16 protein-coding genes and 1 tRNA gene are annotated in these 24,733 nt (G+C 56.7%); 5 read left to right on the top strand and 12 right to left on the bottom strand.

All coding sequences use genetic code 11. The features are described from left to right. From EK22_RS16640 to dnaB, 8 genes are all read right to left on the bottom strand, one after another. On the bottom strand, positions 1-984 hold a 984-nt coding region (locus tag EK22_RS16640; RefSeq protein WP_036252790.1), incomplete at its 3' end, for a flagellin N-terminal helical domain-containing protein. 282 nt (positions 985-1,266) lie between these two features. Beyond that, positions 1,267-2,940 (bottom strand): thiosulfohydrolase SoxB, encoded by a 1,674-nt coding sequence (gene soxB, locus EK22_RS16635; protein WP_036252769.1) that lies wholly within the window; start codon positions 2,938-2,940, stop codon positions 1,267-1,269. A gap of 9 nt (positions 2,941-2,949) precedes the next feature. Continuing rightward, positions 2,950-4,368 carry an MBL fold metallo-hydrolase RNA specificity domain-containing protein gene (locus EK22_RS16630; protein ID WP_036252788.1) on the bottom strand — a complete coding sequence of 473 codons (1,419 nt, stop codon included), beginning with the start codon at positions 4,366-4,368 and terminating at the stop codon, positions 2,950-2,952. 88 nt (positions 4,369-4,456) lie between these two features. Continuing rightward, positions 4,457-10,393 carry a retention module-containing protein gene (locus tag EK22_RS16625; RefSeq protein ID WP_036252767.1) on the bottom strand — a complete coding sequence of 1,979 codons (5,937 nt, stop codon included), beginning with the start codon at positions 10,391-10,393 and terminating at the stop codon, positions 4,457-4,459. 194 nt (positions 10,394-10,587) lie between these two features. Further along, positions 10,588-10,911: a hypothetical protein gene (locus tag EK22_RS16620; protein ID WP_036252766.1), complete on the bottom strand. Its 324-nt coding sequence runs from the start codon at positions 10,909-10,911 to the stop codon at positions 10,588-10,590. After that, complete coding sequence (locus tag EK22_RS16615; RefSeq protein WP_036252764.1) at positions 10,892-11,311, bottom strand: response regulator; 420 nt, start codon at positions 11,309-11,311, stop codon at positions 10,892-10,894. The genes EK22_RS16620 and EK22_RS16615 overlap by 20 nt, the downstream gene beginning before the upstream one ends. Before the next feature lie 153 nt (positions 11,312-11,464). Beyond that, positions 11,465-12,571: an alanine racemase gene (gene alr / locus EK22_RS16610; protein WP_036252762.1), complete on the bottom strand. Its 1,107-nt coding sequence runs from the start codon at positions 12,569-12,571 to the stop codon at positions 11,465-11,467. A 33-nt stretch (positions 12,572-12,604) separates the two neighbouring features. Beyond that, positions 12,605-13,999 carry a replicative DNA helicase gene (gene dnaB, locus EK22_RS16605; RefSeq protein WP_036252760.1) on the bottom strand — a complete coding sequence of 465 codons (1,395 nt, stop codon included), beginning with the start codon at positions 13,997-13,999 and terminating at the stop codon, positions 12,605-12,607. Positions 14,000-14,592: 593 nt separating this feature from the next. Between dnaB and EK22_RS23265 the strand changes: the two genes are divergently transcribed. Then, a complete protein-coding gene (locus EK22_RS23265) occupies positions 14,593-16,557 on the top strand; it encodes a Clp1/GlmU family protein (RefSeq protein WP_051961936.1) in 1,965 nt (654 codons plus the stop codon). A gap of 112 nt (positions 16,558-16,669) precedes the next feature. Next, on the top strand, positions 16,670-17,245 hold the full coding sequence (locus EK22_RS16595) for a DUF2452 domain-containing protein (protein WP_036252757.1): 576 nt from the start codon (positions 16,670-16,672) through the stop codon (positions 17,243-17,245). 328 nt (positions 17,246-17,573) lie between these two features. Here the strand turns inward: EK22_RS16595 and EK22_RS16585 are convergent. The 4 genes from EK22_RS16585 to EK22_RS16570 form a co-directional block, all read right to left on the bottom strand. Next, positions 17,574-17,661, bottom strand: a tRNA-Ser gene (locus EK22_RS16585). Positions 17,662-17,732: 71 nt separating this feature from the next. Next, positions 17,733-19,637, bottom strand: coding sequence for an ATP-binding cassette domain-containing protein (locus EK22_RS16580; RefSeq protein ID WP_036252753.1), 1,905 nt, complete (start codon positions 19,635-19,637; stop codon positions 17,733-17,735). Between the two features lies 1 nt (position 19,638). Continuing rightward, the gene (locus tag EK22_RS16575; RefSeq protein ID WP_036252751.1) at positions 19,639-20,865 is read right to left on the bottom strand and encodes a competence/damage-inducible protein A; all 1,227 of its coding nucleotides are present in this window, start codon (positions 20,863-20,865) and stop codon (positions 19,639-19,641) included. A gap of 43 nt (positions 20,866-20,908) precedes the next feature. Then, positions 20,909-21,832 carry an AEC family transporter gene (locus EK22_RS16570; RefSeq protein ID WP_036252749.1) on the bottom strand — a complete coding sequence of 308 codons (924 nt, stop codon included), beginning with the start codon at positions 21,830-21,832 and terminating at the stop codon, positions 20,909-20,911. Positions 21,833-21,972: 140 nt separating this feature from the next. On the opposite strand from EK22_RS16570, the gene pyrF reads away from it, so the two are divergent. The 3 genes from pyrF (at position 21,973) to EK22_RS16555 (ending at position 24,581) form a co-directional block, all read left to right on the top strand. After that, complete coding sequence (gene pyrF, locus EK22_RS16565) at positions 21,973-22,695, top strand: orotidine-5'-phosphate decarboxylase (RefSeq protein ID WP_020157985.1); 723 nt, start codon at positions 21,973-21,975, stop codon at positions 22,693-22,695. Between the two features lie 191 nt (positions 22,696-22,886). After that, the gene (locus EK22_RS16560) at positions 22,887-23,615 is read left to right on the top strand and encodes a sulfite exporter TauE/SafE family protein (RefSeq protein ID WP_020157986.1); all 729 of its coding nucleotides are present in this window, start codon (positions 22,887-22,889) and stop codon (positions 23,613-23,615) included. Between the two features lie 9 nt (positions 23,616-23,624). Continuing rightward, positions 23,625-24,581, top strand: a complete 957-nt coding sequence (locus EK22_RS16555; RefSeq protein ID WP_036252747.1) for a sigma-54 interaction domain-containing protein — start codon at positions 23,625-23,627, stop codon at positions 24,579-24,581. Positions 24,582-24,733: the final 152 nt, after the last annotated feature.

Genomic DNA, 24,733 nt, shown 5'->3' with positions numbered 1-24,733 from the left:
TGTCGAATGCGTCAGTTTATCGATGACGATATCATAGCCTTCGGTGTTCTTCAGGATCACGCCTTTTTTATCATCGGTCAGCGTGGCAGTAATGCCGGTTTTACCGGCCTGATCGTTGACCGCATTCGCCAGCGTGGTTAAATCATTCACGTCGGTGACATTGGCTGACACAGTCACCGCATCGCCGGCCGCCTCATTTTTGCCGTTCAGCGTAAAGCTAAGCGTGCCGGTCGCGCCAACGGCATCCAGTTTTGCATAGGTAATCGCCGTCGCGGTAACGCCGGTGCTTTCTGAATTGGCATTTACAGCATCGGCGATGCTTTTGGCTGAATCATTAGCGCCAACACTGATATCTTTCGAGCCCAAATTGCCCGAGACCGTCAATGTTTGAGCTTTCACATTATTGATCAAACTTGCACCGACCGCATCGTTCATAGCCGTGGTCGCCGCATCTTCGTTAGTCAGGCGGTGATTGCCTAAAATCTCGGTCGTAGCGCCACCAATCGTCACATCAATAGTTTGATTGGCCTGGGAACCGACATGAAATTGCTGCCCCGAAAAGCTGCCGTCCAATAATTTTTTACCGTTAAAAGTGGTTGAGTTGGCAATCCTGTCCAATTCGCTTTGCAGCTGCGCCACCTCTTTTTGCAGATTCGAGCGGTCTGAGGCGCTGTTGGAATCATTTGCCGACTGCACGGCCAGCTCACGCATCCTTTGCAAAATATTAGTCGATTCCTGCAGCGCGCCTTCCGCCACTTGTGACAATGAGATGCCGTCGTTAGCGTTTCGAACGGCCTGATCCAAGCCTCTGATTTGCGAAGTCATGCGGTCTGTGATGCCTAAGCCGGCCGCGTCATCCTTGGCGCTGTTGATCCGCAATCCCGATGATAGCCGTTCCATCGCTGTAGTCTGGACTGTTTGAGTACGGTTTAATTGCCGCTGTGAATTTAGCGAACTGACGTTTGTATTAATAACTTGTGGCATGGTCTTTCCCCTTAGCGTAGTTTAGGCTAAAAATTTACAATCACAGGGACATAAGCTAATTTTGTGCCAACCGAGAGCACGAAGTAGAGATAAAGAGAGCCAAGTCAGCTATAACAACGCTTTCAGCCATAACGACGGCATTGGGACGCAGACTATCGACACCAAGGTTTTTGACTTGAGCGGCAAAATTTTTAAAAAGCGGCAAGATTTTGACAGGCAATTTCTTGCAGCCTCAAGGCGGCCATTTATCCGGGACATGGTCGACAGGGCTTGCCTGCCCCATCAAAAACTGACGGTTTTTCTATCAAGCAAATAGTCGGCAACCACATCCCAGACCGGCCGTCCTTGATCCACTTCCCCTACGCCGGCCCAGCCGGCAACTTTGTAAGGTCGGTCCGCCGCGCACGTCTCCCCATTAGCCAATCGCATATGGCTGATCCGACGGCCGAATGCCGCCTCGGGATCGCAGGCGAACGTCATGCCTCCCACCCTGACCATATCGCCGCCTTGCTGATAATAAGGATCCTTGTTGAACAGATTGTCGGCGACATCCTCCAAAATCGCTTTCAGCTCTCGTCCCGTCAGGGTTCTGACGTAGGTTTCGGGATAGGTGATCGCAGTCTGCCTCATGACATCCTCGAAAGTGACGGTTTGCCCCGGCAGCAGCGATGCGCCCCAGCGAAAACCCGGCGACAAGGCGATTTGCGCATCATTGACGGCCAGCAGGGCATTCAGAATCAATTGGTCAAAGGTGCCTTGAAACGTATCGCGCCGATACAGCAGCTCATCGGTGACGGCCAATGGCCGCTGTAACTGCTCCCGATAAGGCCGCCTGACAGTGTCGATCAGCGCCTGCATGTCCTTGTCCGGCGCCAGCAGGTTCGAGAACACCGGCAGCAGGCGATAACGCAGCTCCCTGAGCCGGCCCGGCTGAATGTCCAGATCCAGCACCGCCAGGAATTTGCCGTGGCTGCCGGCATTGGTGACCCAGGTTGTGCCGCCGGCATTGTTGACCGGCATGGGCTTTGGCAATGGGTCATGGGTATGGCCGCCGAGAATCACGTCCAGGCCCGATACGCGCTCGGCCAGTTTCAGATCAACGGGCGTGCCGTTATGGGACAATAGCACGATCACATCGGCCTCATGGCCGGTCTTGATGCGCTCAATGGTCTGTTGCAGTTTTTGTTCCTGAATGCCGAACTGCCAGTCCGGCATAAACCGCTTCGGATTGGCAATCGGCGTATAGGGAAATGCCTGGCCGATGACGGCCACCCGGCCCTGCTTGAAAGCCTTGACGACATACGGCTTGAATACGGCATCCGTTTCGGCATCGCCGGCAAACTGCGCCTCCTCGGTCAAGGCGATATTCTGCGCGATAAACTCGCCCCGGAAGCGGGCAATATTATCTAGCACCTGCCGGCTGCCGTACGTGAATTCCCAATGCCCCGTCATAATATCGACGCCGAGCAGATTGGCGGCATCAACCATATCCTGCCCCTGGGTCCACAGCGCCGTCGCCGATCCCTGCCAGCTGTCGCCGCCATCCAGCAATAATGTATTTTCGTGGCCGCGCGCCTGCCGAATCTGTTTGATTAGCGTCGCCAGATGCGCAAAGCCGCCCATTTTACCGTACACGGCGGCCGCCTCGACGAATTCCAGATGCGTAAAGGCATAAGCCTCGGCAGTGCCGGGCTTGATGCCGTAAAAGTCGAGAAATTGCCGGCCGGTCAGGTGCGGCGGCTTGCCTTTATATCCACCGACGCCGATATTGACCGAAGGCTCCCGAAAATACACCGGCAACAACTGGGCATGGCAATCGGTAAAGTGCAGCAACGTAGCATTGCCGAATTCAGGCAGCTCATATAAATCCGCAGGCGCTCGCGAAGCACAGCCCGACAGCGTTCTGACTGACAGCCCGAGCAGGGCCAGGCACTGAAGAAAATGGCGACGGTTCATGTCTTCATGTTAAGGAATTAACACCTGGCAGTCAGGTATTTTCTGCTGTAACAGCCGTTGCAATGTCTGCTTGGTCTCCCGTTCGCCGTGCACGAGCCTGATTTCCCGAGGCTTTTTGCGCATGCGCGTGACAAAGCGGACCAACGAATCCTGATCCGCATGCCCGGAATAGCCATCCAGAGTATAAACGCCGGCATGGATGACATAAAGCCGGCCATCCAGCTCAACCTGTCCATGCGCCGCGCCGTTCTGTTGAATCACGCTGCCGGGCGTGCCCTCGGCCTGATAACCGACGAACAGAATGTCGGTTCGCGGGTCTTCAATCAGGGCCTTCAGATAATTGACGATGCGCCCGCCGCTGCACATGCCGCTGGCCGCCAGCACCACGCAAGGCTTGGCCGTGCGCGTTAGATAACCCAGCGCATTCAGATGATCCCAGTGACTATTGACCAGGGTTAACTGTTCAAACGACAGGGGCCGGCGACCGGCCTGGATCCTGGCACGGGCTTCGGCATCCCAGTAGGGCTTCAGTTTTTTATAGTCCTGGGTGAACCGGTTGGCCAGCGGTGAATCGACAATGATTTCCAGCTCGTCCCAGACCAGGCCGTCCGCCACCGGCTCAGTCCGACTTTGATGAATAATCTCCTCAAACTCATAGAGCAGTTCCTGGGTGCGCCCGATGCTAAAGGCCGGAATCAGGATCACGCCGCGATTTTTCAGGCAGCGTTTGACCAACTGCTTCAGCTGGCTTTTCCGCTGGCGCCGGTTCACGTGTTTTCTATCGCCATAAGTGCTTTCCAGCACCAGCACGTCAGCCTGGTACGGCGACTTCGGCGCCGGCAATAGAGGCGTGTAGGGGCTGCCCAGATCGCCTGAAAAGACAATACGTTGCGTGGCTGAAGCCGCCGCCACCTTGCATTCAATATAAGCCGACCCCAGAATATGCCCGGCCTGCCTGAATTTGACCGAGAGCCTGGCATCGCCCTTTCCCGATAACGGCACCGTCTGCCAGCTGGCATACGGGACCGTAACGATTCTGGACGTCAACAAGGCCATAAACCGGCGCACCAGCGCTTTATCAAGCGCTAATCCGATCGCCACGGCATCTTCCAGCACCAGCGGCAATAATTGCGCCGTCGGTTCGGTGCAATAAATCGGGCCTTTGAATCCCGCCGCCATTAAATAAGGTATGCGCCCGACATGATCGACATGGCAATGCGTGACCAGCAACGCCTGCACGGACGCTATCGGGAAATCGATGGCCAGCCGGTTAAAGCCGGAGCCGCCCGGTGACGCGTCCAGCCCCTGAAACAAACCGCAGTCGATCAGGACGGAATTGGTTTGATCGATCCGCAGTTCGTGGCACGACCCCGTCACGCCGGAGACGCCGCCATGATGCAGGATGTCCGGGTAAGATAAACGGTTCATGCCGGCCTTCACGCCCTTGATGTTAAAAAAGTCCCATTATGAAGATGCGGAGGGCCGCTGGACAACCCTCCGCACCAGGCCCCGCCGATCAACCGGTGACGATGGTCGTGTCGACATCCGCATTGATCAGCAATATTGCGGTATCCACGCCGTTGACATGCGTATAAGTCTCATAGGTTTGCCCGCCGATGTCCTGGGCGCCGCCCGCCGTCCAGTCCCCGACCGCGGTAACCGTATCGCCCGCGTTGCCCTGGATCATCAAGGTATTGCTGCTGCCTGACAGATCAAGCACATCCTGCACATTGAGCGTGAGCGCATTATCGCCGGCACCGGTCAGATCTATATTTTCAATGCCCTGAATTTTGGCATTATCCACTGAGGTTAAATCGAGCGATTGGCCGGCGCCATCGAATCGCAAAGTATCATCGCCGGCGCTTCCCTGGTAAACGACGCCGCCGCCCAACAGATCATTGGCGTCATAAACCAGCACGTCATTGCCCTCGCCACCGATCAATGTGTCCTGCCCGGCTCCGCCATCCAGCGTGTCATTGCCGGCGCCGCCGATTAACAGGTCGTTTCCGCCAGAACCTGTCAGCGTATCGTCGTAGTCGGAACCGATCACCCCTTCCATGTTTTTATAGGCATCGGTGCCGACGCCGGGTTGAGCGCCGGCGCTCCAGAAGCCGCCGGAATCCGGATCGGTGTTTTCATCCTGATACAGCGTAAAGTTGATACCCGCCGAGGCATCCTCGAAACTGATCAAGTCGATACCGGCACCGCCGTCCAGCAGGTCATTGCCCTCGCCGCCGACCAGGATATCGTCGCCGTCGCCGGTATTGATGGTGTCATCGCCGGCGCCGCCCCATACCGTATCGTTCCCGCTCCCGGTCGTGATCACGTCATCGCCGGCCCCGCCGGATACTGCGTCATCGCCAGCTCCCGTCGTGATGATGTCGTCGCCGGCCGTGCCGGACATAAGGTTAACGGTAAAATGGGCCGTTGCCACATCTCCATCGCCGTCAACACCGTTCAAGTTAAAGTTTAAAGGATTATCGGCAGGATCGATGACGTTAGTGTAGCCCACCTCGATCCCTGTGATTTTCAGGTTTACATTTTTCGAGACGGGGATCAGTTCCACATAATCCACTGTTTTCGAGGCATCGATAGCAAATTCCAGCTTGCCGCTATTATCGTATAGGACAGGGACAGTGCTTGTGCCGCCGTCTTCGTAGACCACTTTAAGATCGACACGATCGCCGTCGCTAATGTTGCCGGAAGCTGAGACCAGAATGGTCAGGGAATCCAGCGTGACATTGGCATGGCCGGCATTGCGGACCACTTCCAGCTTGATTCTTTCATCCTGATTTTCCTGAATAGAGTTTCCGTTCACACCGATATCGGTGCTGGATTTTTGCAGTAAGGTATCGCCGCCATAGGTAACGCCATCATCCGCCGAACCGGTCAGAACCAGCTTAAAGGCGCCGCCAAAACTCGCGTAATCAATTACTGCCGCTTCGGTCGAACCGTTGCCGTCAAGATCAACGGGGGTCAGCGCACTGAACAGGTCGTTCGTCTTAACCACAGACGAAGGCATCGGATTCAGCAAATTAAAGTCATAGGTGCCGTCGGGCTTGATGGTGATTTCAAAAAAGGTCTTGGTGATCCCATCTTCGTCATAGGTGGCGGCATAAGTGGTGCCGTCCTTGAGACCGAACGCGTAACTGCCGTAGTCGCCGGCATTGGTCCACTGGAGTGCGTTGGAGGCAAAAGAGCCGGCAAAATCAATTGCGTCGGCACCGCCATCGAAAGTATACGTGCCTTGGGTAACACCCTCGGCGCGATACACGGACAGGTCTTGGGCGTCTATGGACGGATCGGTGTCCGTGAACGTCAGCGACAGTGATGAAGCCGTGCTGGCTTGCCGGCTGATGACATCGCCATCGCCGTCGGTCACGGTCACGGTGGCCACGACCTTGACCAGGCCGTTCAGGTCCAGGGTATTGTCCTCGTCCGCGCCCTGGTTGTTGTCATGCTCCAGCGCCACGTAGGACGTCAGGCTGACCTGGTTGCCGCTCAGCGCGATCGTGAACGCGACCTGACCGCCGTCGTAGACGCCGTTGATGGTATTGGCGTCCACCTGCTCCAGCGTGATGGCATGGTTGCCGAGCGTCGTTTGCAGACCCGTTCCGGTGGCGCCGGCCAGGGCCAAGGCATAGGTCGTGTTGGCGGTTTGGCCGTCCAGCGCTCCGGCCGTGTAGCCAGGCGCGCCGATCGTGACGCTGTCCTGGCCAGCCACGAGGCTGGCTTCGGTGACCTCCAGCGCGCCGACCGTCGGCGCCGAGGTAATGGCCAGCGTCGGGTTAGTGTCATAGAAGATCAGCGACAGCGGCGATGCGGTGCCGGTTTGCTCGGAGAGGATGTCGCCATCGCCGTCGGTCACGGTCACGGTGGCGACGATATTGACCAGGCCGTTCAGGTCCAGGGTATTGTCTTCGCCCGCGCCCTGGTTGTTGTCATGCTCCAGCGCCACGTAGGACGTCAGACTGACCTGGTTGCCGCTCAGCGCGATCGTGAACGCGACCTGACCGCCGTCGTAAATGCCGTTGATGGTATTGGCGTCCACCTGCTCCAGCGTGATGGCATGGTTGCCGAGCGTCGTTTGCAGACCGGTTCCGGTCGTACCGGCCAGGTCCAAGGCGTAAGTGATATGTGTTGTCTCGCCATCGGCGGCACTGACCGTATAAGTCGGCGCCACTATTGTAGCGCGGTCCTGGCCAATTACCTGACTGGCTTCCTTGACGTCCAGCCGGCCGATGCTCGGGCCGGAAGTAATGGTCAAGGTCGGGTCGGTATCCGTGAAAGTCAATGCCAGCGGCGATGCGGTGCCGGTTTGCTCGGAGACGATGTCGCCATCGCCGTCGGTCACGGTCACGGTGGCGACGATATTGACCAGGCCGTTCAGGTCCAGGCTGTTACTCTCGCCCGCGCCCTGGTTGCTGTCATGCTCCAGCGCCACGTAGGACGTCAGACTGACCTGGTTGCCGCTCAGCGCGATCGTGAACGCGACCTGACCGCCGTCGTAGACGCCGTTGATGGTATTGGCGTCCACCTGCTCCAGCGTGATGGCATGGTTGCCGAGCGTCGTTTGCAGCCCGGTTCCGGTCGGGCCAGCCAGATCCAGGGCATAGGTCGTGTTGGCGGTGTAGCCGTCAACGGCATCGACAGTATAGGTCGGCGCCGCAATCGTGACGCTGTCCTGGCCGGCCGCGAGGCTGGCTTCGGTGACCTCCAGCGCGCCGACGCCAGGGCCGGCGCTGATGGCTAACGCGGGGCCGTCGTCTTCAAAGCTGATCAGATTGCCGATCGCTACCGCATCGCTGGCCATATCGCCGTCATTATCGGTGACGGTGACCACGGCAGACAAGCCGCCCGCCAGGTTCACGGCTTCGTCATAGCTGTCCGGCGCAATCGGGTGCGCCAGAGCGACATGCTGGGTCACCGACAACACGCCGCCATCGCTGATGGTGATCGTGAAGGCGTTATGAGTGCCCTGGGCATCGGTGTATTGGCCATGCACGGTATTATTCTCGCTGCCGGCCACCAGCGTGACCGCATGACCTCCCGTCGTCGTGGCCAGGCCGGTTTCTGCCTGGTCAATACGCAGCGAGACGTCGGCTACGCCACCGTCGGCGCCGGTGTTGACCATGGCATTGAAAACGGAAGCCGTGCCGGTGACAGTGACGCCCAACTGGTCGGTTTCGTCGGTCATTAAAGCGCCGGCGGCATTGACGGCAAGACTTACGCTCGGACCGTCGTCCCTGAAGCTGATGGCATTGCCCAGGTTAAGCGTGGCGCTGGCGCTGTCGCCGTCCTTGTCGGTTACGGTGCCGGTCAGGGTGATCAGGTTGGCCGCCGGCAGGCTGGTGGCCTGATCCGGCCCGCTGTCCGGGCTGTGCATGACGGCCCGCTGCTGATCCAGAGTAACAGTGCCGGCGCTGTCGACACTGACCGTGAATACCAGGGCATTGCCGCTCTCGGTGCGGCCTTCGATGACGCCGCCGTTGACCGATAACACGACCGCTTGCTGAGTGGCCGTATCGACCAGTCCGGTGCCGCCGGCATTGATGCCCAGCGTGTAGGTCACGGTACCGGCGCTGTCCGCGCCAAAGGCCGCGCTGAAGTTGTCGGCGAAACTGGCGCTGGCGTCGGTCGCCAGCACGGTTTCGTCAACCACCAGCGCATCGGCGGCAGCGCTCACGCTGATGCCCGGGCCGTCGTCCCTGAAACTCAGCACCGTACCCAGATTGATCGCGGCACTGCTGGCGTCGCTGTCGCCGTCGCCATCGGTAATGGTATCGGTCCGCGTCAGGCTGATCAGGTTGGCATTCGACAAGGTCACTGCATCGTCGGGGTTGCCGCCATCCGGATGCGTGAGCACGCGCGCCTGATCCAGCGCCACTGTGCCGGTGTTATTAACGCTAACCGTGAACGCCACGGCGCCCTCCGCCCCTCCCACGCGGCCGACGGCCTGGCCATTTTCCAGATACAGCCGCACATTCTGGCCGGTCGCGCCGTCGACCAGTCCGGAATTTACCCCGTCGGCGCTGATGCTGAGCGCATAGACCGTAGTGATCGCGCCTGCGCCGTCCGCACCATAATTGCTGGTGACATTAAAGTTGCCTGCAAAACCGGCGCTGGCATTCATGGCCAGGTTGCTTTCGTCTACCGTCAAGGCGCCGGCCGCTGCCGGCATCGCCGTTACGCTGATGTTGGGCACATCATCCTGAATGGTGACATTGAGCGTAGCGCTGGAAGTACCGCCGCCACTGGTCGCCATGGTATAGGTAAAAGTCTCGACCGGATCGCCGCCGCTGTTATCGACGGAAGCCGGCGCCGTATAGGCGTAGCTGCCGTCAGCGTTGAGTACCAGTACGCCGCCGAGGCTGCCGGTATAAGTGCCGGGATTCGTTACCGAGGCGGTGTCACCGGAACTGATCGCATCGTTGGCGAGGACGGTGCCGGTAATGGTATTGCCGCCTTCCAGAACGGCATTGAAATCATGCCCGGCCTGGTCGTCATTCAGCACCGTGACGGTCGCTGTGCTGGTGTCAGGCTGGGTCGTGGCATTGACAGGATCGGTCAACAGGATAGAGAAGGTTTCATTCGCCTCGATAAAGGCATCCTGCACGACATTAACCGGCAGGTTGATGCTGGTTTGACCGGCCGGGATAGTGATCGTACCTTGCAGAGGACTGGCGAAATAATCCTCGCCGGCCGCCGCGGTTCCGGGCTGGATGGTATAGGATACCTGTACGTCGCTGTCGAAAACCTTATCGAGCTGGATGATGAAATTGACGACGCGGGTGTTGCTCTGATCTTCCGCGGTGCCTTCAATCAGCGTTGCGTCGTTGCCGGAAACGAGAATGCCGTCATTGCCGCCCGGCTCGGTCGGCGGCAGGGGCTGAATGCTGACCGTCACTACCGGCAGAATTACGGCAGGCTCCGGCGCTGCCGGCGTTTCATACGTCGGGCTTAGTATCAAGACCTCGGGCGGGGGCGGAAACTCGACACCGATGCCTCTGGTCTCAAAGCCGCTGTCCGGCGTCATGGCGGGCTTGAGGTAATCAACCTGAACGAAGGTATGGCCTTCGTTTTCGCCTCCCGCTCCCGGAGCGCCAGCCGCGGCCGCCGGCAGTTTGGACGGGTCGAAATCTTCGTCCTTGGCCAGCGCGTCCTGTATCCTGGCGACTTCATCCTGTGCTTCCTGCAGGCTTTGGAGCGGTTGCGCCGCACCGGCTTCAGGAGTCAACATGTCTTCATTCAAAGCCACGACTGAGCCGCCAGCCAAATCCATTTTGGTGCCGTTGGAAAATTCAATCAGTAGGGTGGTCCCGGCAGCGTCCCCGGTCGTAATCGTGTCGTCCGCCGAAACCCGGTCGCCCAACTGCAGTGTTCTGACGCGCCCATTAACGTCTGTCGCCGTTACGACGCCCGATACGGATTTTACAATACCCGTGATTGCCATGATGTACCCCCCACTAAAGGATTTATTGTTTTTTTATTGTCCCGTCTGGCGGGATATTTTTTAGGCTCTCGCCGACTTTTATGGAAATTCTTCCACAAGCCCATGCATATTCCTATTGTACTTAAGTACTACATGCCGATTTTCCGCGCCTTATCAGCGCAAAGGACACCAAGGTTACAGGGAAGGAGGGCCGTTTACGAGTCGGAATCGCTAATTATCGTCTGCGCATCAAGCTCGAGCATTTGCAGGTCGAGAGATGCCACGCCGTAGAGTATCGATGAGTAGGTTGTCGGCTCTGTATCTGTCGTCGTGACGCTTATCCGGGTATCTTCACCCAGAGGCATGATGGAAAGAGAAAGATAGTCGCTGAGCATATTGGCTTGTTCATCAGCCAGCAAGTCTTCAAGACTTAACGGCATGCCCGCCTGATCATCGTTTGCATCTTGTGGTATTGGATTTTCAATCATGCTGCCGTACCGCATCATCACGCTGACTTGCTCATCCTGAGCAAACAGCATGGCTGCGTAATTTATCCAGCAGCATTGCGACCATGCGCCGAGTGATCCAGGCTTCGCCGGCCTGAACGGCCTGAAGGAGTTTATTGATGAATTTGTCCACTTCGCTTAGCTGAAGATAGCCTTTGGCACCGGCCATAAGGCATTCAATAACCGCTTCATCAGTCAAGTTTTCCGCGATTAATACAATCTTGCTGCGCTTGCTTGCGCGTGTCAGCAAGGCAATAAACGCTGCCGTATCCTGTTCCCGGACCGTATAGTTGAGTACGACAATATCAGGCCGCATCGCCTCTGCCGCATGTAATGCCCGGATTTCATCATCGTAAACGAGAACGCTTGCCTCTCCCGCGTCGATGGCGGGAGCTATCGTGTTTTCTTTATCGATTATCAGGACGTCTATCATTAGGCAGTTGGCTGGATGGGAAATTGACGTTAGTTTAATGAATCTTTAAAACTTTGGAATTGTACAAAGGTACTAGCCGGTGAAAAAATGCTCTTTATCGCTGCCATTGCTTCCGGTTGGAGGCGGCTTGTCCGCCTCCACGGAAAGCCTGTTTCAGCGCGCGGAATTAATTTTATGGGTCGATACGCCTTCGATAATCTGTACGCGCGGCGTGATGCCGCATACCAGCGTATAAGCGATGGTATCCGCGTAGCGGGCGATTTCCTCGACCGCCAGTCCATCGCCCCACAAGGTCGCCGCGTCGCCGGGTTTGGCGTCGGGTTGCGTGGTCAAATCGACAGTAATCATGTCCATGGACACCCGGCCGACCAGCGGCACGCGCTTGCCGTTCACCAGCACCGGCGTTCCGGCTTTGGCATAGCGCGGATAGCCGTCGCCATAACCGATAGCCACCACGCCCAGTGTCGTGTTTTTCTTGCACAGCCAATTGCCGCCATAACCGACAGTCTCGCCTTCCAGGATAGGCTTGACCGCGATCAGGCGCGAATGCAGGCTCATGACCGGTTTAAGCCCCAACGCCTGGCCCGTGCTGTCCGGGAACGGGGAAATACCGTACAGCATGACGCCCGGCCGCACCCAGTCGGCCAGGGATTCCCGCCAGCCCAGGATGCCGGCCGAGTTGGCAATGCTGCGCTGGCCGGGGAAGGCACCCACTGTTTCGTTGAACAGGCGGATCTGTTTCAGCGTCTTATCATCATTTTTATCGTCGGCATTGGCCAGATGCGTCATCAGGTTGACCGGCTGCCTGATGATGCTGCAATCGCTCAAGCATGCGTAAACGGCGCTGAAGTCCCTGGCCTTAAACCCCAAACGGTTCATGCCGGTGTCGATTTTCAGCCACGCGCTCAGCGCCTGCTGCTCTTTTCTGGTTTTGAGGATATCGAGCTGGGAGAAGGAATGCAGCAACGGTTCCAGCTGAAACGCCAGCAAATCGTCCACTTCATCGGCACAGGTAAAGCCTTCCATGACCGCAATCCGGTTTTTTAATCCGGCCCGGCGCAAACGGATACCCTCATCCACGCGCGCCACGGCAAAGGCATCGGCGTCTTGCAGGGCTTCGGCGATACGCAGCACGCCGTGGCCATAGCCATTCGCCTTGACCACGGCCATGACCTTGGCGCCGGGCGCGCAGCCCCGCACTTTCGCCAGATTATGTTGAAACGCATCCAAATCGAGTACCGCGTAGGCAGCCGCTATCATTCACACCCTCCCGGGCACAAGTCATCTTGGTAGTTATTCATAATCATCATCGCCATACGGATTGCCGGCGTAATTCTCAAAGCGCGTGTATTGGCCGAGGAAAGTCAGCCTGACCGTGCCGATAGGCCCGTTACGCTGCTTGCCGATGATGATTTCGGCAATGCCTTTTTCGGGACTGTCCGGGTTGTAGACCTCGTCGCGGTAAACGAACACGATCAAGTCGGCGTCCTGCTCGATACCGCCCGATTCGCGCAAGTCCGACATGACCGGCCGCTTGTTAGGGCGCTGCTCCAGGTTCCGGTTGAGCTGGGACAAGGCGATGACCGGCACGTTCAGCTCCTTGGCCAGGGCCTTGAGCCCCCGGGAAATATCGGAAATCTGCTGAACGCGGTTATCGCCGCTGGCGGGCGATTGCATCAGCTGCAGGTAATCGAGCACGATCAAGCCCAACGGCCCATGCTCGCGCACGAGTCTTCTGGCCCGGGACCGCACTTCGGTCGGCGTCAGGGCCGGCGTATCGTCAATGAATAATTTGGTTTCGGCCAGCAGATTGATCGCGGACGTCAGGCGCGGCCATTCGTCGTCATCGAGCTTGCCGGTCCGGACCTTGTGCTGGTCGATGCGTCCCAGGGACGACATCATACGCATGGCCAGCGCGTCGCCGGGCATTTCCATACTGAACACGGCGACCGGTTTGTCATTCTTGATCGCAATATTTTCGGCCATGTTCATGGCGATCGTGGTCTTGCCCATCGACGGCCGGCCGGCCACGATAATCAGATCGGACGGCTGCAGACCCGAGGTCATCTCATCGAAATCGTTAAATCCGGTGCTGGCGCCGGTGATGTTGCCTTCCTGCTCGAACAATGTTTCGATCTTATCGACCGCGGTCGCCAGCAACGATTTGATCGACTGAAATCCGCCCTGCCCGCGTTGCTTCTGTTCGGCGATTTCAAACACCTGGCGCTCGGCGCTTTCCAGCAGTTCGGCGGTATCCCGCCCCTCGGGATTAAACGCCGAATCGGAAATGGTGGTGCCGACATGAATCAACTGCCGCAGGACCGAGCGGTCCCTGACGATGTTGGCATAAGCGACGATATTGGCGGCGCTGGGCGTGTCCTTGGCCAGCATGCCCAGATAGGCGAGCCCGCCGGCATTTTCCAGTTCGCCGGTGGCTTCCAGCGCTTCCGACAGGGTGACGACATCAAACGGAATCTGTTTTTCGGCCAGCTGCGCAATCGCTCTAAAAATCAGCCGGTGATCCTTCCGGTAAAAATCCGTCTCCACTATTTTATCCGCGACTGAATCCCAGGTTTGATTGTCCAGCATCAAGCCACCCAGAACCGATTGTTCGGCCTGGATGGAGTTAGGCGGGACCTTCAGGGCATCGAGAGCATAATCACGGTCATAGGAATAGTTTTCAGACATAGTACACGGCACTAAAAATGTTAATCAAATGGGCTTACTCAAGGACGGGCAAGTCTCATAACTCAAGACAAACTGCGGAAAAAACATAAAGGATGGCAAAAATAAAGAGATAGACGCTGACTGCTTGCAACAGCCTGTTCCATATCGCTAAACTCCGACCTGCCTTTCTTAGAAGAGGGGGCATTATAGACTAATTCAATCTCATGCACTTACCAAATTCTTTGCCGATGACGCCCGGCTTCCTGCCCTGAAACTTATCCTCCAGGCGGTTCGTCAGAAAACCCGCCGAGTCTAAAGACTGTTGCTTAAAATAGTGTTAACCCGAATATTTCACCACGAAGGACACGAAGCACACGAAGGCTTAGCAATTCAATTACTTGCAAATATTTCATAATGAGTTCATGAAGTTATCGGTGAGAGCTGGTAATACCATGATTTTCTTCGTGTTCTCTGTGTTCTCTGTAGTTTTCATGAAATATCCGGGTTAACCCATTGAAAGGCTGGAGCAAAACCAGCCAGCACCGCTTACTGACCGAACGGGCGGCATTGCCAATTGTCAATAGCGTCGAACCGATCCTGCACAGGTAATCGCCATGACTCATTCATTGCCGTTGTTGCCCTATTGTCCTTCCGACCTCGCCGACCGGCTATTGTCCGGCGGGCCGCGAATTTTGCTGTGCGGCGAGACCGGCATTGGCAAATCCACGCTGACCGCCGCACTGGCGCGGATCATGGCCGCGCAAGACTTGGCCTGCTTCGGCATTGCCGCCGATCCCGGCTCCCCCGGTTTCGGCCTGCCCGGCACCGTGTCGCTGGGACAGTGGCGGGAGCCAGGTTGGCAGATCCTGGCATTCGAGGCCCTCTGCACGCTCGATGCGGGCCGATTCCGCCTGCCGCTGATAACGGCAGTCTCAAGGTTGATCCGGCAAGCGCCGGCCGGCTTGCTGCTGATTGACATGCCGGGCGTGGTCCGGGGTATCGCCGGCTCGGAACTGCTGACCGGCATGGCGACATTGCTGGACATCGATACCGTGCTGATGCTGGCCCGCCAGTCGAAACCCGTGCCGTTGCAGAACGAACTATTGGCGCTGCCGGCCCGCGTCCTGGCGGTTCATGCCCATCCCGAAGCCCGCCGCCCCGGCAAAAAGGCCCGAGCCAGGAAAAGAACCGAACGCTGGCGAACCTACCTTGAGGCTACCCATGAAGTAACGCTGGACCTGTCCGGCCTCCGGCTGACCGGCGCGCCACCCCCAGTCGACGTGCCCGATGCCTGGCCGGGCCGCCAATGCGCCGTCATCGACGCCGGCCGTACCATGGCCATCGGGGAAATTATCAGCCTGCAGGACAGGCGGCTTAGCGTCCGGCTGCCGGAGGAATCAGTGACAACCGACGCTTTACTGCTGCGTGACGCCCGTACCGAACAAAACGGCCTGCTCGGCAGTGCCGAGCCGTTTGCCTCCAACGCCCTGCAATACCTGCCGCCGACCGATGCCCTGCCCTATCCGACCACTACTTACAGCGGCGGCCCGCGTCCGGTGGCCAAGCTGATCGGGGCGTACGCCGTGTTGGTCAATGGCGTTTTCGACGACCCGCTGCTGCATCTGCGCCTGCGCCAGCAGCAACGGAGCCTGCTGTTCGACCTCGGCGACTTCGGCAGGCTGCCCGCCCGCATTGCCCATCAAGTCAGCGATGTCTTCATCAGTCACGCTCATATCGACCATATCGGCGGTTTCCTCTGGTTGTTGCGTTCCCGGATCGGCGACTTTGCCGCCTGCCGGCTGTTCGGCCCGCCGGGCTTGACCGGTCATGTTCAGGGCTTGATCAACGGTTTTCTCTGGGACCGCATCGGCGACACCGGACCGCGTTTCGAAATCGCCGAAGTGCATGGCGACCGGCTGCGGCGGATACGCATCCAGGCAGGCGGCGGCCGCGAAGACTTGCCGGAAATCCGTATAGCCGACGGCCTGCTCTTGGATGAACCGCTATTCAGCGTCCGCACGATCACGCTCGACCATGGCACGCCGGTGCAGGCCTATGCCTTTGAGAGCAAGGCCAAGCTTAATGTGGATCAGACAGAACTCAGGGCGCTCGGCCTGAGCGCCGGCCCCTGGCTTAACCGGCTCAAGCAATGTCTGGCCGAAGGCGATCAGGAAGCGTTAATCGAATTGCCCGACAAGACCCGTCGCCGGGCGGCAGAGCTCGGCGCCCAACTCGTGACCGTCACGCCCGGCGAAAAACTCGTCTACGCGACCGATCTGGCCAATACGGCGGCCAACCGGAGCGCCTTGACCGCCCTGGCCCAGAAGGCCGATTTCCTGTTCTGCGAAGCTGCTTTTCTCGAAGCCGACAGCGAACAGTCGCGCCGAACCGGCCATCTGACGGCGCGGGCCTGCGGCGAGATCGCAACCGCCGCCGATGTCCGGCAACTGGTGCCGTTCCATTTCTCCCGGCGTTACGAGACCAATCCCGAAGCAGTCTACCTGGAAATAAACGCCGTCTGTTCGCGCATCGTCGTGCCGCCGAAAGACAGTCTGCAGAACAGACGAAAGCCAGCCTAAATGGCATGATGGGAATCATTAAAAAACCACGAAGCACATTTTTCTTCGTGCTCTTCGTGATCTTCGTGGTAAAAAATGTCTTAATTTATTGCGTAAGACTGATTCGAAACCCATGACTTCCAAATCCCCGAATCCCCAGGGCAAAGGTCTCGTCCCCGTTCTGGAAAGCTTGATGCAGACCAGAAAAAACCTGGCCGTGCCCGCTAAGGATATCCTGCAAATAGCCAATGAACTGTTCACGTCGCTTTTCGTGCTGAACAGCCAGATCAAATTCAAACCGGTTGTCGGCCGGACTTACTGGCTTTACCGGAAAGACGGCATTTACGGGCTTTCCCTGATCGCGCCTGAACAATGGTCTCCCTCACACTACGGGCAGTTTATCGGCGCCTGTGAATTGCAGCCGGACCTGACCTGGACCCTGGAATTGTCCGGGCAATGCCGGGGCGACCTGGCACTCATAGCAGAAATCACGCAGCAATGGGAACGCTTCGATGAAAAACTGAACACGGCCGAACACATCGATGACCTATTGCCGGTTTACATAGCGACACTGCCTTTTTATTTGCGCGTACTGGCTTCGGCACTGGCCCATTCCCTGGGGCAGTCCATGCAGAAAGGCGGGATCAGCGGTCTGAGTTTTGATCAAGCGCGAAGCAAGATGTTGCCGACCGGAACACAATCGGCCTGACGATGACCGGCTGTTTTTGAATACGCCAGGAATTTGTAACTATTCAGGCGTAATAGCCTGTGACCGCTAGCGTATCACGCTTCGCAAACGATGCAATTGAGCTGCCCCTCCTTGCACTATTGCCGCCCGCGCTATCGCTTTCGTCATTCCAAACGTCAAGAATCCGACAGTGCTCCGCTGTCATAAATTCCGCTACTGGCTCTGAACCTCTCGCCCAATGTTCTTGGGGAATTTCATTTGATGCTTTTGGGTACTTTTCGCTGGACAATAAAAAACCCGCCAAATCATTTGACTTGGCGGGTTCTTTGAATCTGTCTGAATCGATAGTTGGCGGAGAGAAAGGGATTCGAACCCTTGATACGTTGCCGTATACACACTTTCCAGGCGTGCGCCTTCGACCACTCGGCCATCTCTCCTGCTATCTTTCACCCACGAACCGCGGGAAGCCGGCAAGGATAATCGAGATTGCGTTTTGTTGCAATGACTTTTACCCGGCCAGTGCTTCCAGTTCATCCCATCTTTGGTAAACCTGTTCCAGCTCTAGCGTTGTTTTTTCCAGTTCAGCCAATACCTTAGCAATGATCTCCTTATCGTTTTTATAAAAATCGGCGTCGTTGATTTGCTGAGTCAGTTCCGCCTGCCTTGCTTCCAGCTCATCGATCATATCCGGCAATCGGTCCAGTTCCTGCTGCTCTTTGAAGCTGAGCTTTTTCTTTGCCGCGGGACGCTCGGCGGTGTTCGCGGCCGGTTTTTCCTGTTTGACGGCCGGCGGCTTTTTGGCCGCCTCCGCCTGTTTTGCCTGCTGGCAGTGATTCATCCAGTCGGTATAGCCGCCGACGAATTCATCGACGCGGCCGGTGCCGTCGAGCACCAGCACGTTGGTTACGACGTTATCGAGAAAGGCGCGGTCATGGCTGACCAGCAGCAGGGTACCGTCGTAATTGACCAGCTTTTCTTCCAGCAATTCCAGCGTTTCCAGATCCAGGTCATTGGTCGGTTCGTCCATGACGATCAAGTTGGCCGGTTTCGTGAACAGGCGCGCCAGCAGCAGGCGGTTTTTTTCACCGCCCGACAGGCTCTTGACCGGCGATCGGGCTCTGGCCGGGGCAAACAGAAAATCGGCCAGATAGGACATGACGTGCCGTTTGTTGCCGGCAATTTCGACGAAGTCGTTGCCGTCGGCGACAGTATCGGCGACGGTCATCTCGGGGTCGAGCTGATCGCGCAACTGATCAAAATAGGCGATTTCAAGCCGGGTGCCCTGCTCGACAGTGCCGTTATCCGGCTCCAGTTGTTTCAACAGCAATTTCAGCAACGTGGATTTACCGGCACCATTGGGGCCGATCAGGCCGATCTTGTCGCCGCGCTGGATCAGCGTGGAAAAATGTGTGATGACTTGTCTGTCCTGGTAAGCAAAGCTGATGTCGTTGACCTCGATGACTTTCTTGCCGGACGCATCGCCCCGCCCCAATGCCAGTTTGCTGGTACCCTGGACATTACGGCGCTGGGCGCGCTCTTGACGCAGACGTTCCAGCGCCCTGACCCGACCTTCGTTGCGCGTACGCCGGGCTTTGATGCCCTGCCGAATCCAGGTTTCCTCCTCGGCCAGTTTTTTATCGAACTCGGCATTCTGGTTGGCCTCATCTTCCAGAGCGGCCGCCTTGCGGCGCAGGTAATCGTCATAGTTGCCCTGCCAGGAAACCAGCTTGCCGCGGTCCAGATCGATGATGCGGGTCGCCAGCTTCTGCAGGAACGAGCGGTCGTGCGTGACGAACAGCACGGCACCCTGGAAATTCAGGATTTGCTCTTCCAGCCAAGTGATGCTTTCGAAGTCCAGATGGTTGGTCGGCTCATCCAGCAACAACACTTCGGGCTCTATGACCAGGGCCCGGGCCAAGGCGACGCGCCGCTTCCAGCCGCCGGACAGGCCGCTGATTTTCAGCTCGCCGGGCAGGTCTAGTTTACTCAGTGTGGTCTCGACACGCTGCTGAAAATGCCAGCCGTTATGGGCTTCCAGCTTGTGCTGCAGATCGCCCAGTTCCTGCAATGCCTTGGCATCTTCATAATCCATCGTCAGAGACAGCGCATGATAGCGGGTAATCCACGCCCCCAGTTCACCCAGGCCGCCGGCCACGGCATCATAGATCGTCGCGCCGTCGGGCAAGTCCGGCGACTGTTCCAGCCAGGCCAGTTTCAATTCCGGCTGTCGCCAGATGTCGCCGTGATCGGCATGGACATTGCCGGCGATGATTTTCATCAACGTGGATTTGCCTTCTCCGTTCCGGCCTAACAAACCCACTCTTTCTCCGGCATCCAGCTGGAAGTCGGCATTTTCTAATAAAGCATGGGTGCCGTAGGCGATGGAGATATTGGTTAATCGTAATAAAGGCATGTTAAATTTCTTTGTGTTGTAAATAGCGTCGTAATAAATCCAGCGCCAGCAACGCCGCCTGGTTTTGCTTGCGTTTGATGGGACCGGCCACCGTCTGTGTTGATTGATGAAATCCGTCCGGGGCCAACAGCACATTATATAGAACAATGGGCTGATCCTTATCGTGAAATATACCGTCATCGCCGGCATAAAGCTGTACCAGCGCCAAATCGGCCGCGCCGGACTTTTGCACGGCGCCAGCGAGGGTCTTTGCCGTCGCCATCAGGTCATCATGCTGGACAGGTACGGCAAAGCGTTGCCCCAGAGTGTTTAGCGACCGCTCGAAGCACGCGCCAAGCAGCCATGGCATGCCGATGCACTTGGCCGCCAGCAAGCCTTGGCTGGCTGTTTCTATCACGGCCAACGTGGCATGCCTGCCGGCCATCAGGCGGTCAATCACCGCTACCAGGTCGCCTTCGGCTTCACTTAGGCCGTCAATGCCGAAAACCGCATCGCCTATTTGTTCAACAATCTTGGACACTAAAGCGACCATTGCAGTTTCCGGATAACCATAAGGAAACAATAGCTTGGTTTGGACATCGTCCATGCCGGCACGAAAACCCAGCTGGACCAGGGCGGGGATGGTGACCGCCGCCATGCGCTGCTGAATATCCGATTCGCCGATGCCTACCGTTCTTATCGTCACGAGCCGGCGGGGCTGAAAAGCGAACCGGTTCGCCAGTGCCGGCCTGATTTTTTCCAGAAACAAATGACGCATTTCAGACGGCACGCCGGGTATGAATGCAAACCAGCAGCGTCCGTGCCGTAACGAGAACCCCGGCGCAGTGCCCCATTCGTTGTCGATGCGTTCGGACCCCGCCGGCAGCAGGGCCTGTTTTCGGTTGGATTCGGGCATGGGCCGGTTTCTCCGGTCGAAAAACCACTTGATCTGAGCGAAGGCGACCGCATCAAACACCAGCGCCAGGCCAAATGCCTGGGCTACCGCTTCGGCGGTCAGGTCGTCGCTGGTGGGACCGAGGCCGCCGGTACAAATGCAGCAGTCCGCGCGCTCCGCGATTTCTCGCAGCAGTGCGGTCAGGTCATCCAGATTATCGCCTACGGCTGTATGCCGCGTTACGGTAAAGCCCATTTGCACGGCCTGTTGGGACAGCCAGGCGGCATTGGTATCGACCGTCTGCCCGGTCACGATTTCCTCGCCTTGCGAGAAGATTTCCAGTGTTGGATTCATAGTAGAAACTCTGTTGTTGCATTTGTTTTCACGCGCCTGCCTCTTAGCCCGCCATCAGCAGGCCATGCCAGAATGGCAGCGTTACCAGGCTCAGGGCCGTGGTCACCGTGACGGCCATGGCGTACAATGAGCTGTCCAGCTGATAGCGGTCGCAGAACACGATGCCCAGCACCATGCTCGGCATGGCCATTTCCAGAACCGCAGGCGCTTTGTGATGCTCTTCCATATTCAAATACCCGAGCAGTACAACCGCAAACAGCGGCATCAACAGCATTTTTATCAGGACCACCGGCACTACGTAAGGAAAATTACGCACCGTCACGGCTTTCCAGCTCAATGCCAGACCCAATGAAAACAGCATCAGCGGCACGACCGCGGCGGACAGCTTTTGCAGCACGCCGGCCAGCCAGACCGGTGCAACCATGCCGTTAAGATTCAAGCCGACGGCGACGGCGGCCGCCCAAAACGGCGGCGCGTTCAAGAAAGACAAGACCGGCCTTCGGCCTTCCGAATGATCTTCTCCATAATGGCGCACGATCATGATCCCCACGGTAAACAGCAGCGGCGCCGTTGCGAACAGATCGACCTGTATCGCGACCGACCGCGCCCAACTGCCGAATGTCTGCTCCAGCACCGGTAAGCCCAGATAAGTTACATTGGGAAAAGCAGCCGCCAATATCATCGCCCCCAACCGCTTGTCCTCGAATTTAAACAGGCGTCCGACCAGCCAGATGCAGATCATGGCAAAAGCAATGCAGCCTGTCCCGAGCAGCGTATATTGCAACGAATGCGTGCCGATATCGGCCGACCACAACACTTCCACAACCATGGCCGGCAGCAATAAGTAATAGACAACCGTGGTCAACGGCAGCCTGACCTGCTCCGCCGACAGCCCGGCAGGCTTTATAATACGCCATCCTGCCCCGCATGCGATCAGCAAGGTCATTTGTATCAGTGTTGAGTTCATAATCCGTCAATTATTATGTTTTTTGCCAATTTTAACATTCCCCGCCTAAACAAGTTCCGGTAATATACCCCGACTAACTGGCCGGCCGACCTATCCGTCGCCCTTTACACTACCTTGCGCCTTTTACGAGTCCTGAACCTATGAGCACATTCCTCTCAACCAAACCCATCCCCGTCCGCGAACGCCTGATCATGGCGCTTGACGTACCCAGCATTCCCGAAGCGCAGGCGATCGTGGAAGAGCTCGGTGATTCGGTGATCTTTTACAAGGTCGGCATGGAACTGTTCATGTCTGGTGATTATTTCGGTTTTATCGAATGGCTGAAACAGCGCAATAAGAAAGTGTTCGTGGATCTGAAGTTCTTCGATGTGCCGGCCACTGTCGGCCGCGCCATCCGAGCCCTGAGCAGCAAGGGCGTGGATCTGGCGACCATTCATGGCAATGATGCGATCATGGAAGCGGCCGCCGAGGAAAAAGGCGACCTCAAGGTATTGGCGGTCACCGCCTTGACCAGCCTCGATCGCGGCGACCTGGATGATCTGGGCTTTAAATGCGATGTCAGGGATCTGGTCTTGTCGCGCGCCAAGCGGGCACTGCAGATCGGCTGCGACGGCATCGTATCCTCAGGCCTGGAAGCGCCCATGCTCAGAACAGAACTGGGCCATCGCTTGCTGATCATCACGCCGGGTATCCGGCCGGTTGATAACCGGGCAGAGGACGACCAGAAACGGGTCGTCAGTGTCGAAGACGCGTTCCGGAACGGAGCCGATTACATCGTTGTCGGCCGCCCGATACGCGATGCCGAGGATCGCAAGGCCATGGCCGAGAAAATTCAACAACAGATTCAATCCCAATTTCAATAATATTAATAATTTATGCTTGAAAAATGTATATCAACTCAATGAGACCCAAAAAGCACGGCAGAACCGCCCGTCAATCGAACCAGATTCAAATCGATCCGTTGTTGCGTAGTTAAATTAACCGATTTATGAAAAACGATTTTTGAACGCTGTTTATTTGTATCTATCCTTCTCTGTGTTAAATTTGATCGGTTATGGAATTTGATCTTGCTTTCAATGCCTCTTATTTAGTCGCTTTTACCATGGGCCTGTTCAGCAGCATGCATTGCATAGGCATGTGCGGCTCAATCATCGGCACTCTAACACTTAGCCTAAGCCCCGAGATCCGCAGCAAAAAGACACGCCTTTTTCCGTTTGTGCTTAATTACAACGTCGGGCGAATTACCAGTTACGCAATAGCCGGCGCTTTAGCGGGCATTATTCAGTTAATACTCACCATGCCGCTCAGCCATGGTCAAGGCCATCGGCTACTGCAATTATTATCCGCCGCCATTATGACCGGTGCGGGGCTTTATATCGCGGGTTGGTTTCCGCGTTTCGCCTATATTGAAAAAGCCGGAACCCATATCTGGAAAAAAATAGAACCGTTTGGCCGCAAGCTCATCCCAGTAAAAAACCGCACCCAGGCTTATCTTTTCGGCATGGTCTGGGGCTGGCTGCCTTGTGGCCTGGTTTATTCCGGACTGGCACTGGCGGCAACGACAGGCGATATCGCTAAAAGTTCCCTTACAATGCTATTTTTCGGATTAGGAACTTTACCTGCCGTCATGGGAGTCGGTATAATGACCGGGATATTGGCAAGGTTATCCAGAATGCAATACTTCAAGCAGATTGTCGGCCTGCTGATGATTGCACTGGCTTTCATTGCCGCGATGCCATGGCTTAACCCCTATGCACTAACAATACATCTAAGAAATCACTAAGAGGCAACTATGGGTCATTTTAACTCGATCATTGGGCAATCTCCTGCATTAGATTCTTTAATCCGTAGCGCCAAAATGGTTGCTGCCACCGATGTAACAGTATTGATTAAAGGTGAGACCGGTACAGGTAAGGAAGTACTGGCCACCGCGATCCAAAAATCCAGTCCTCGCGCCAGCAAAGCCTTTATTACCCTGAATTGTGCCGCATTACCCGAAAGCCTGATCGAGTCGGAACTATTCGGCCATAAGAAAGGCTCGTTTACGGGTGCCACCGCCAATAAACAAGGTTTGTTTCAGGCTGCTGATGGTGGAACCTTGTTTCTAGATGAAATTAACTCATTGCCTGTCTCCATCCAGGCAAAACTTTTGCGTTTTCTGGAATCCGGAGAGTGTCTGGCCGTAGGCGACATTAAACCCTACAAAGTTGATGTCCGTGTTATTGCCGCGACCAACGCCGACCTGAACAAACAAATTGATGCCGGTGAGTTCAGGCAGGATTTGTACTTCCGCCTCAATGTCGTACCCCTGGAACTGCCGCCGCTGGCGCAACGTACCGAGGACATTGACCAGCTCATCAAGCATTTCCTGGCTTATTTCGCGGACATGCATTCAATAGCCCCCCCCAAATTCAGCAAGCAGGCGCTAAAAACCCTGAAAGCTTACCAGTGGCCCGGCAATATTCGTGAATTGCGCAACTTGTGCGAGAGGCTCAGCATTTTATTAGCCGGCAAAACCATCGAGCCGGAAAACCTGCCGCACGAATTCAGCGCCTACAATCGCAACACCAAAGCCACCCCCTTTACGCTGCCTGAAATTGGCCTGCATCTGGATGCCTTGGAAGCCGACTTGATTCATCAGGCACTCAGCCGAACTAAAGGCAACCGCAGCAAATCAGCCAAACTGCTGGGCATTTCCAGGGATACATTGCTCTATCGCATGCAAAAACACGGCTATGCCTCGCACTAAGGCGAGTTAAGCCAGTTTTAATACGCACAGCCGGCGTATCGCCAGGACGCAATCGCCGGCTGTTCAGGATGTGGCTAAAAATGACTTCCTGAAATTAGATTCTTGCATAGGATGTGCCGATCAAAAAGCAGGCGACGCAGAGCGAGCCACAT

Origin of the sequence: Methylobacter sp. BBA5.1 (assembly GCF_000746145.1) — a bacterium.
Taxonomy (GTDB): domain Bacteria; phylum Pseudomonadota; class Gammaproteobacteria; order Methylococcales; family Methylomonadaceae; genus Methylobacter; species Methylobacter marinus.
This window is presented reverse-complemented; position numbering and strand designations above follow the sequence as displayed.

Coding starts and splice junctions, on each gene's coding strand:
- EK22_RS16575 (WP_036252751.1), bottom strand. CDS start 20,865: ATGAATCCAACACTGGAAATCTTCTCGCAAGGCGAGGAAATCGTGACC.
- soxB (WP_036252769.1), bottom strand. CDS start 2,940: ATGAACCGTCGCCATTTTCTTCAGTGCCTGGCCCTGCTCGGGCTGTCA.
- EK22_RS16570 (WP_036252749.1), bottom strand. CDS start 21,832: ATGAACTCAACACTGATACAAATGACCTTGCTGATCGCATGCGGGGCA.
- EK22_RS16625 (WP_036252767.1), bottom strand. CDS start 10,393: ATGGCAATCACGGGTATTGTAAAATCCGTATCGGGCGTCGTAACGGCG.
- alr (WP_036252762.1), bottom strand. CDS start 12,571: ATGATAGCGGCTGCCTACGCGGTACTCGATTTGGATGCGTTTCAACAT.
- EK22_RS16580 (WP_036252753.1), bottom strand. CDS start 19,637: ATGCCTTTATTACGATTAACCAATATCTCCATCGCCTACGGCACCCAT.
- EK22_RS16620 (WP_036252766.1), bottom strand. CDS start 10,911: ATGCTGTTTGCTCAGGATGAGCAAGTCAGCGTGATGATGCGGTACGGC.
- EK22_RS16615 (WP_036252764.1), bottom strand. CDS start 11,311: ATGATAGACGTCCTGATAATCGATAAAGAAAACACGATAGCTCCCGCC.
- EK22_RS16555 (WP_036252747.1), top strand. CDS start 23,625: ATGGGTCATTTTAACTCGATCATTGGGCAATCTCCTGCATTAGATTCT.
- dnaB (WP_036252760.1), bottom strand. CDS start 13,999: ATGTCTGAAAACTATTCCTATGACCGTGATTATGCTCTCGATGCCCTG.
- EK22_RS16595 (WP_036252757.1), top strand. CDS start 16,670: ATGACTTCCAAATCCCCGAATCCCCAGGGCAAAGGTCTCGTCCCCGTT.
- EK22_RS23265 (WP_051961936.1), top strand. CDS start 14,593: ATGACTCATTCATTGCCGTTGTTGCCCTATTGTCCTTCCGACCTCGCC.
- EK22_RS16630 (WP_036252788.1), bottom strand. CDS start 4,368: ATGAACCGTTTATCTTACCCGGACATCCTGCATCATGGCGGCGTCTCC.
- pyrF (WP_020157985.1), top strand. CDS start 21,973: ATGAGCACATTCCTCTCAACCAAACCCATCCCCGTCCGCGAACGCCTG.
- EK22_RS16560 (WP_020157986.1), top strand. CDS start 22,887: ATGGAATTTGATCTTGCTTTCAATGCCTCTTATTTAGTCGCTTTTACC.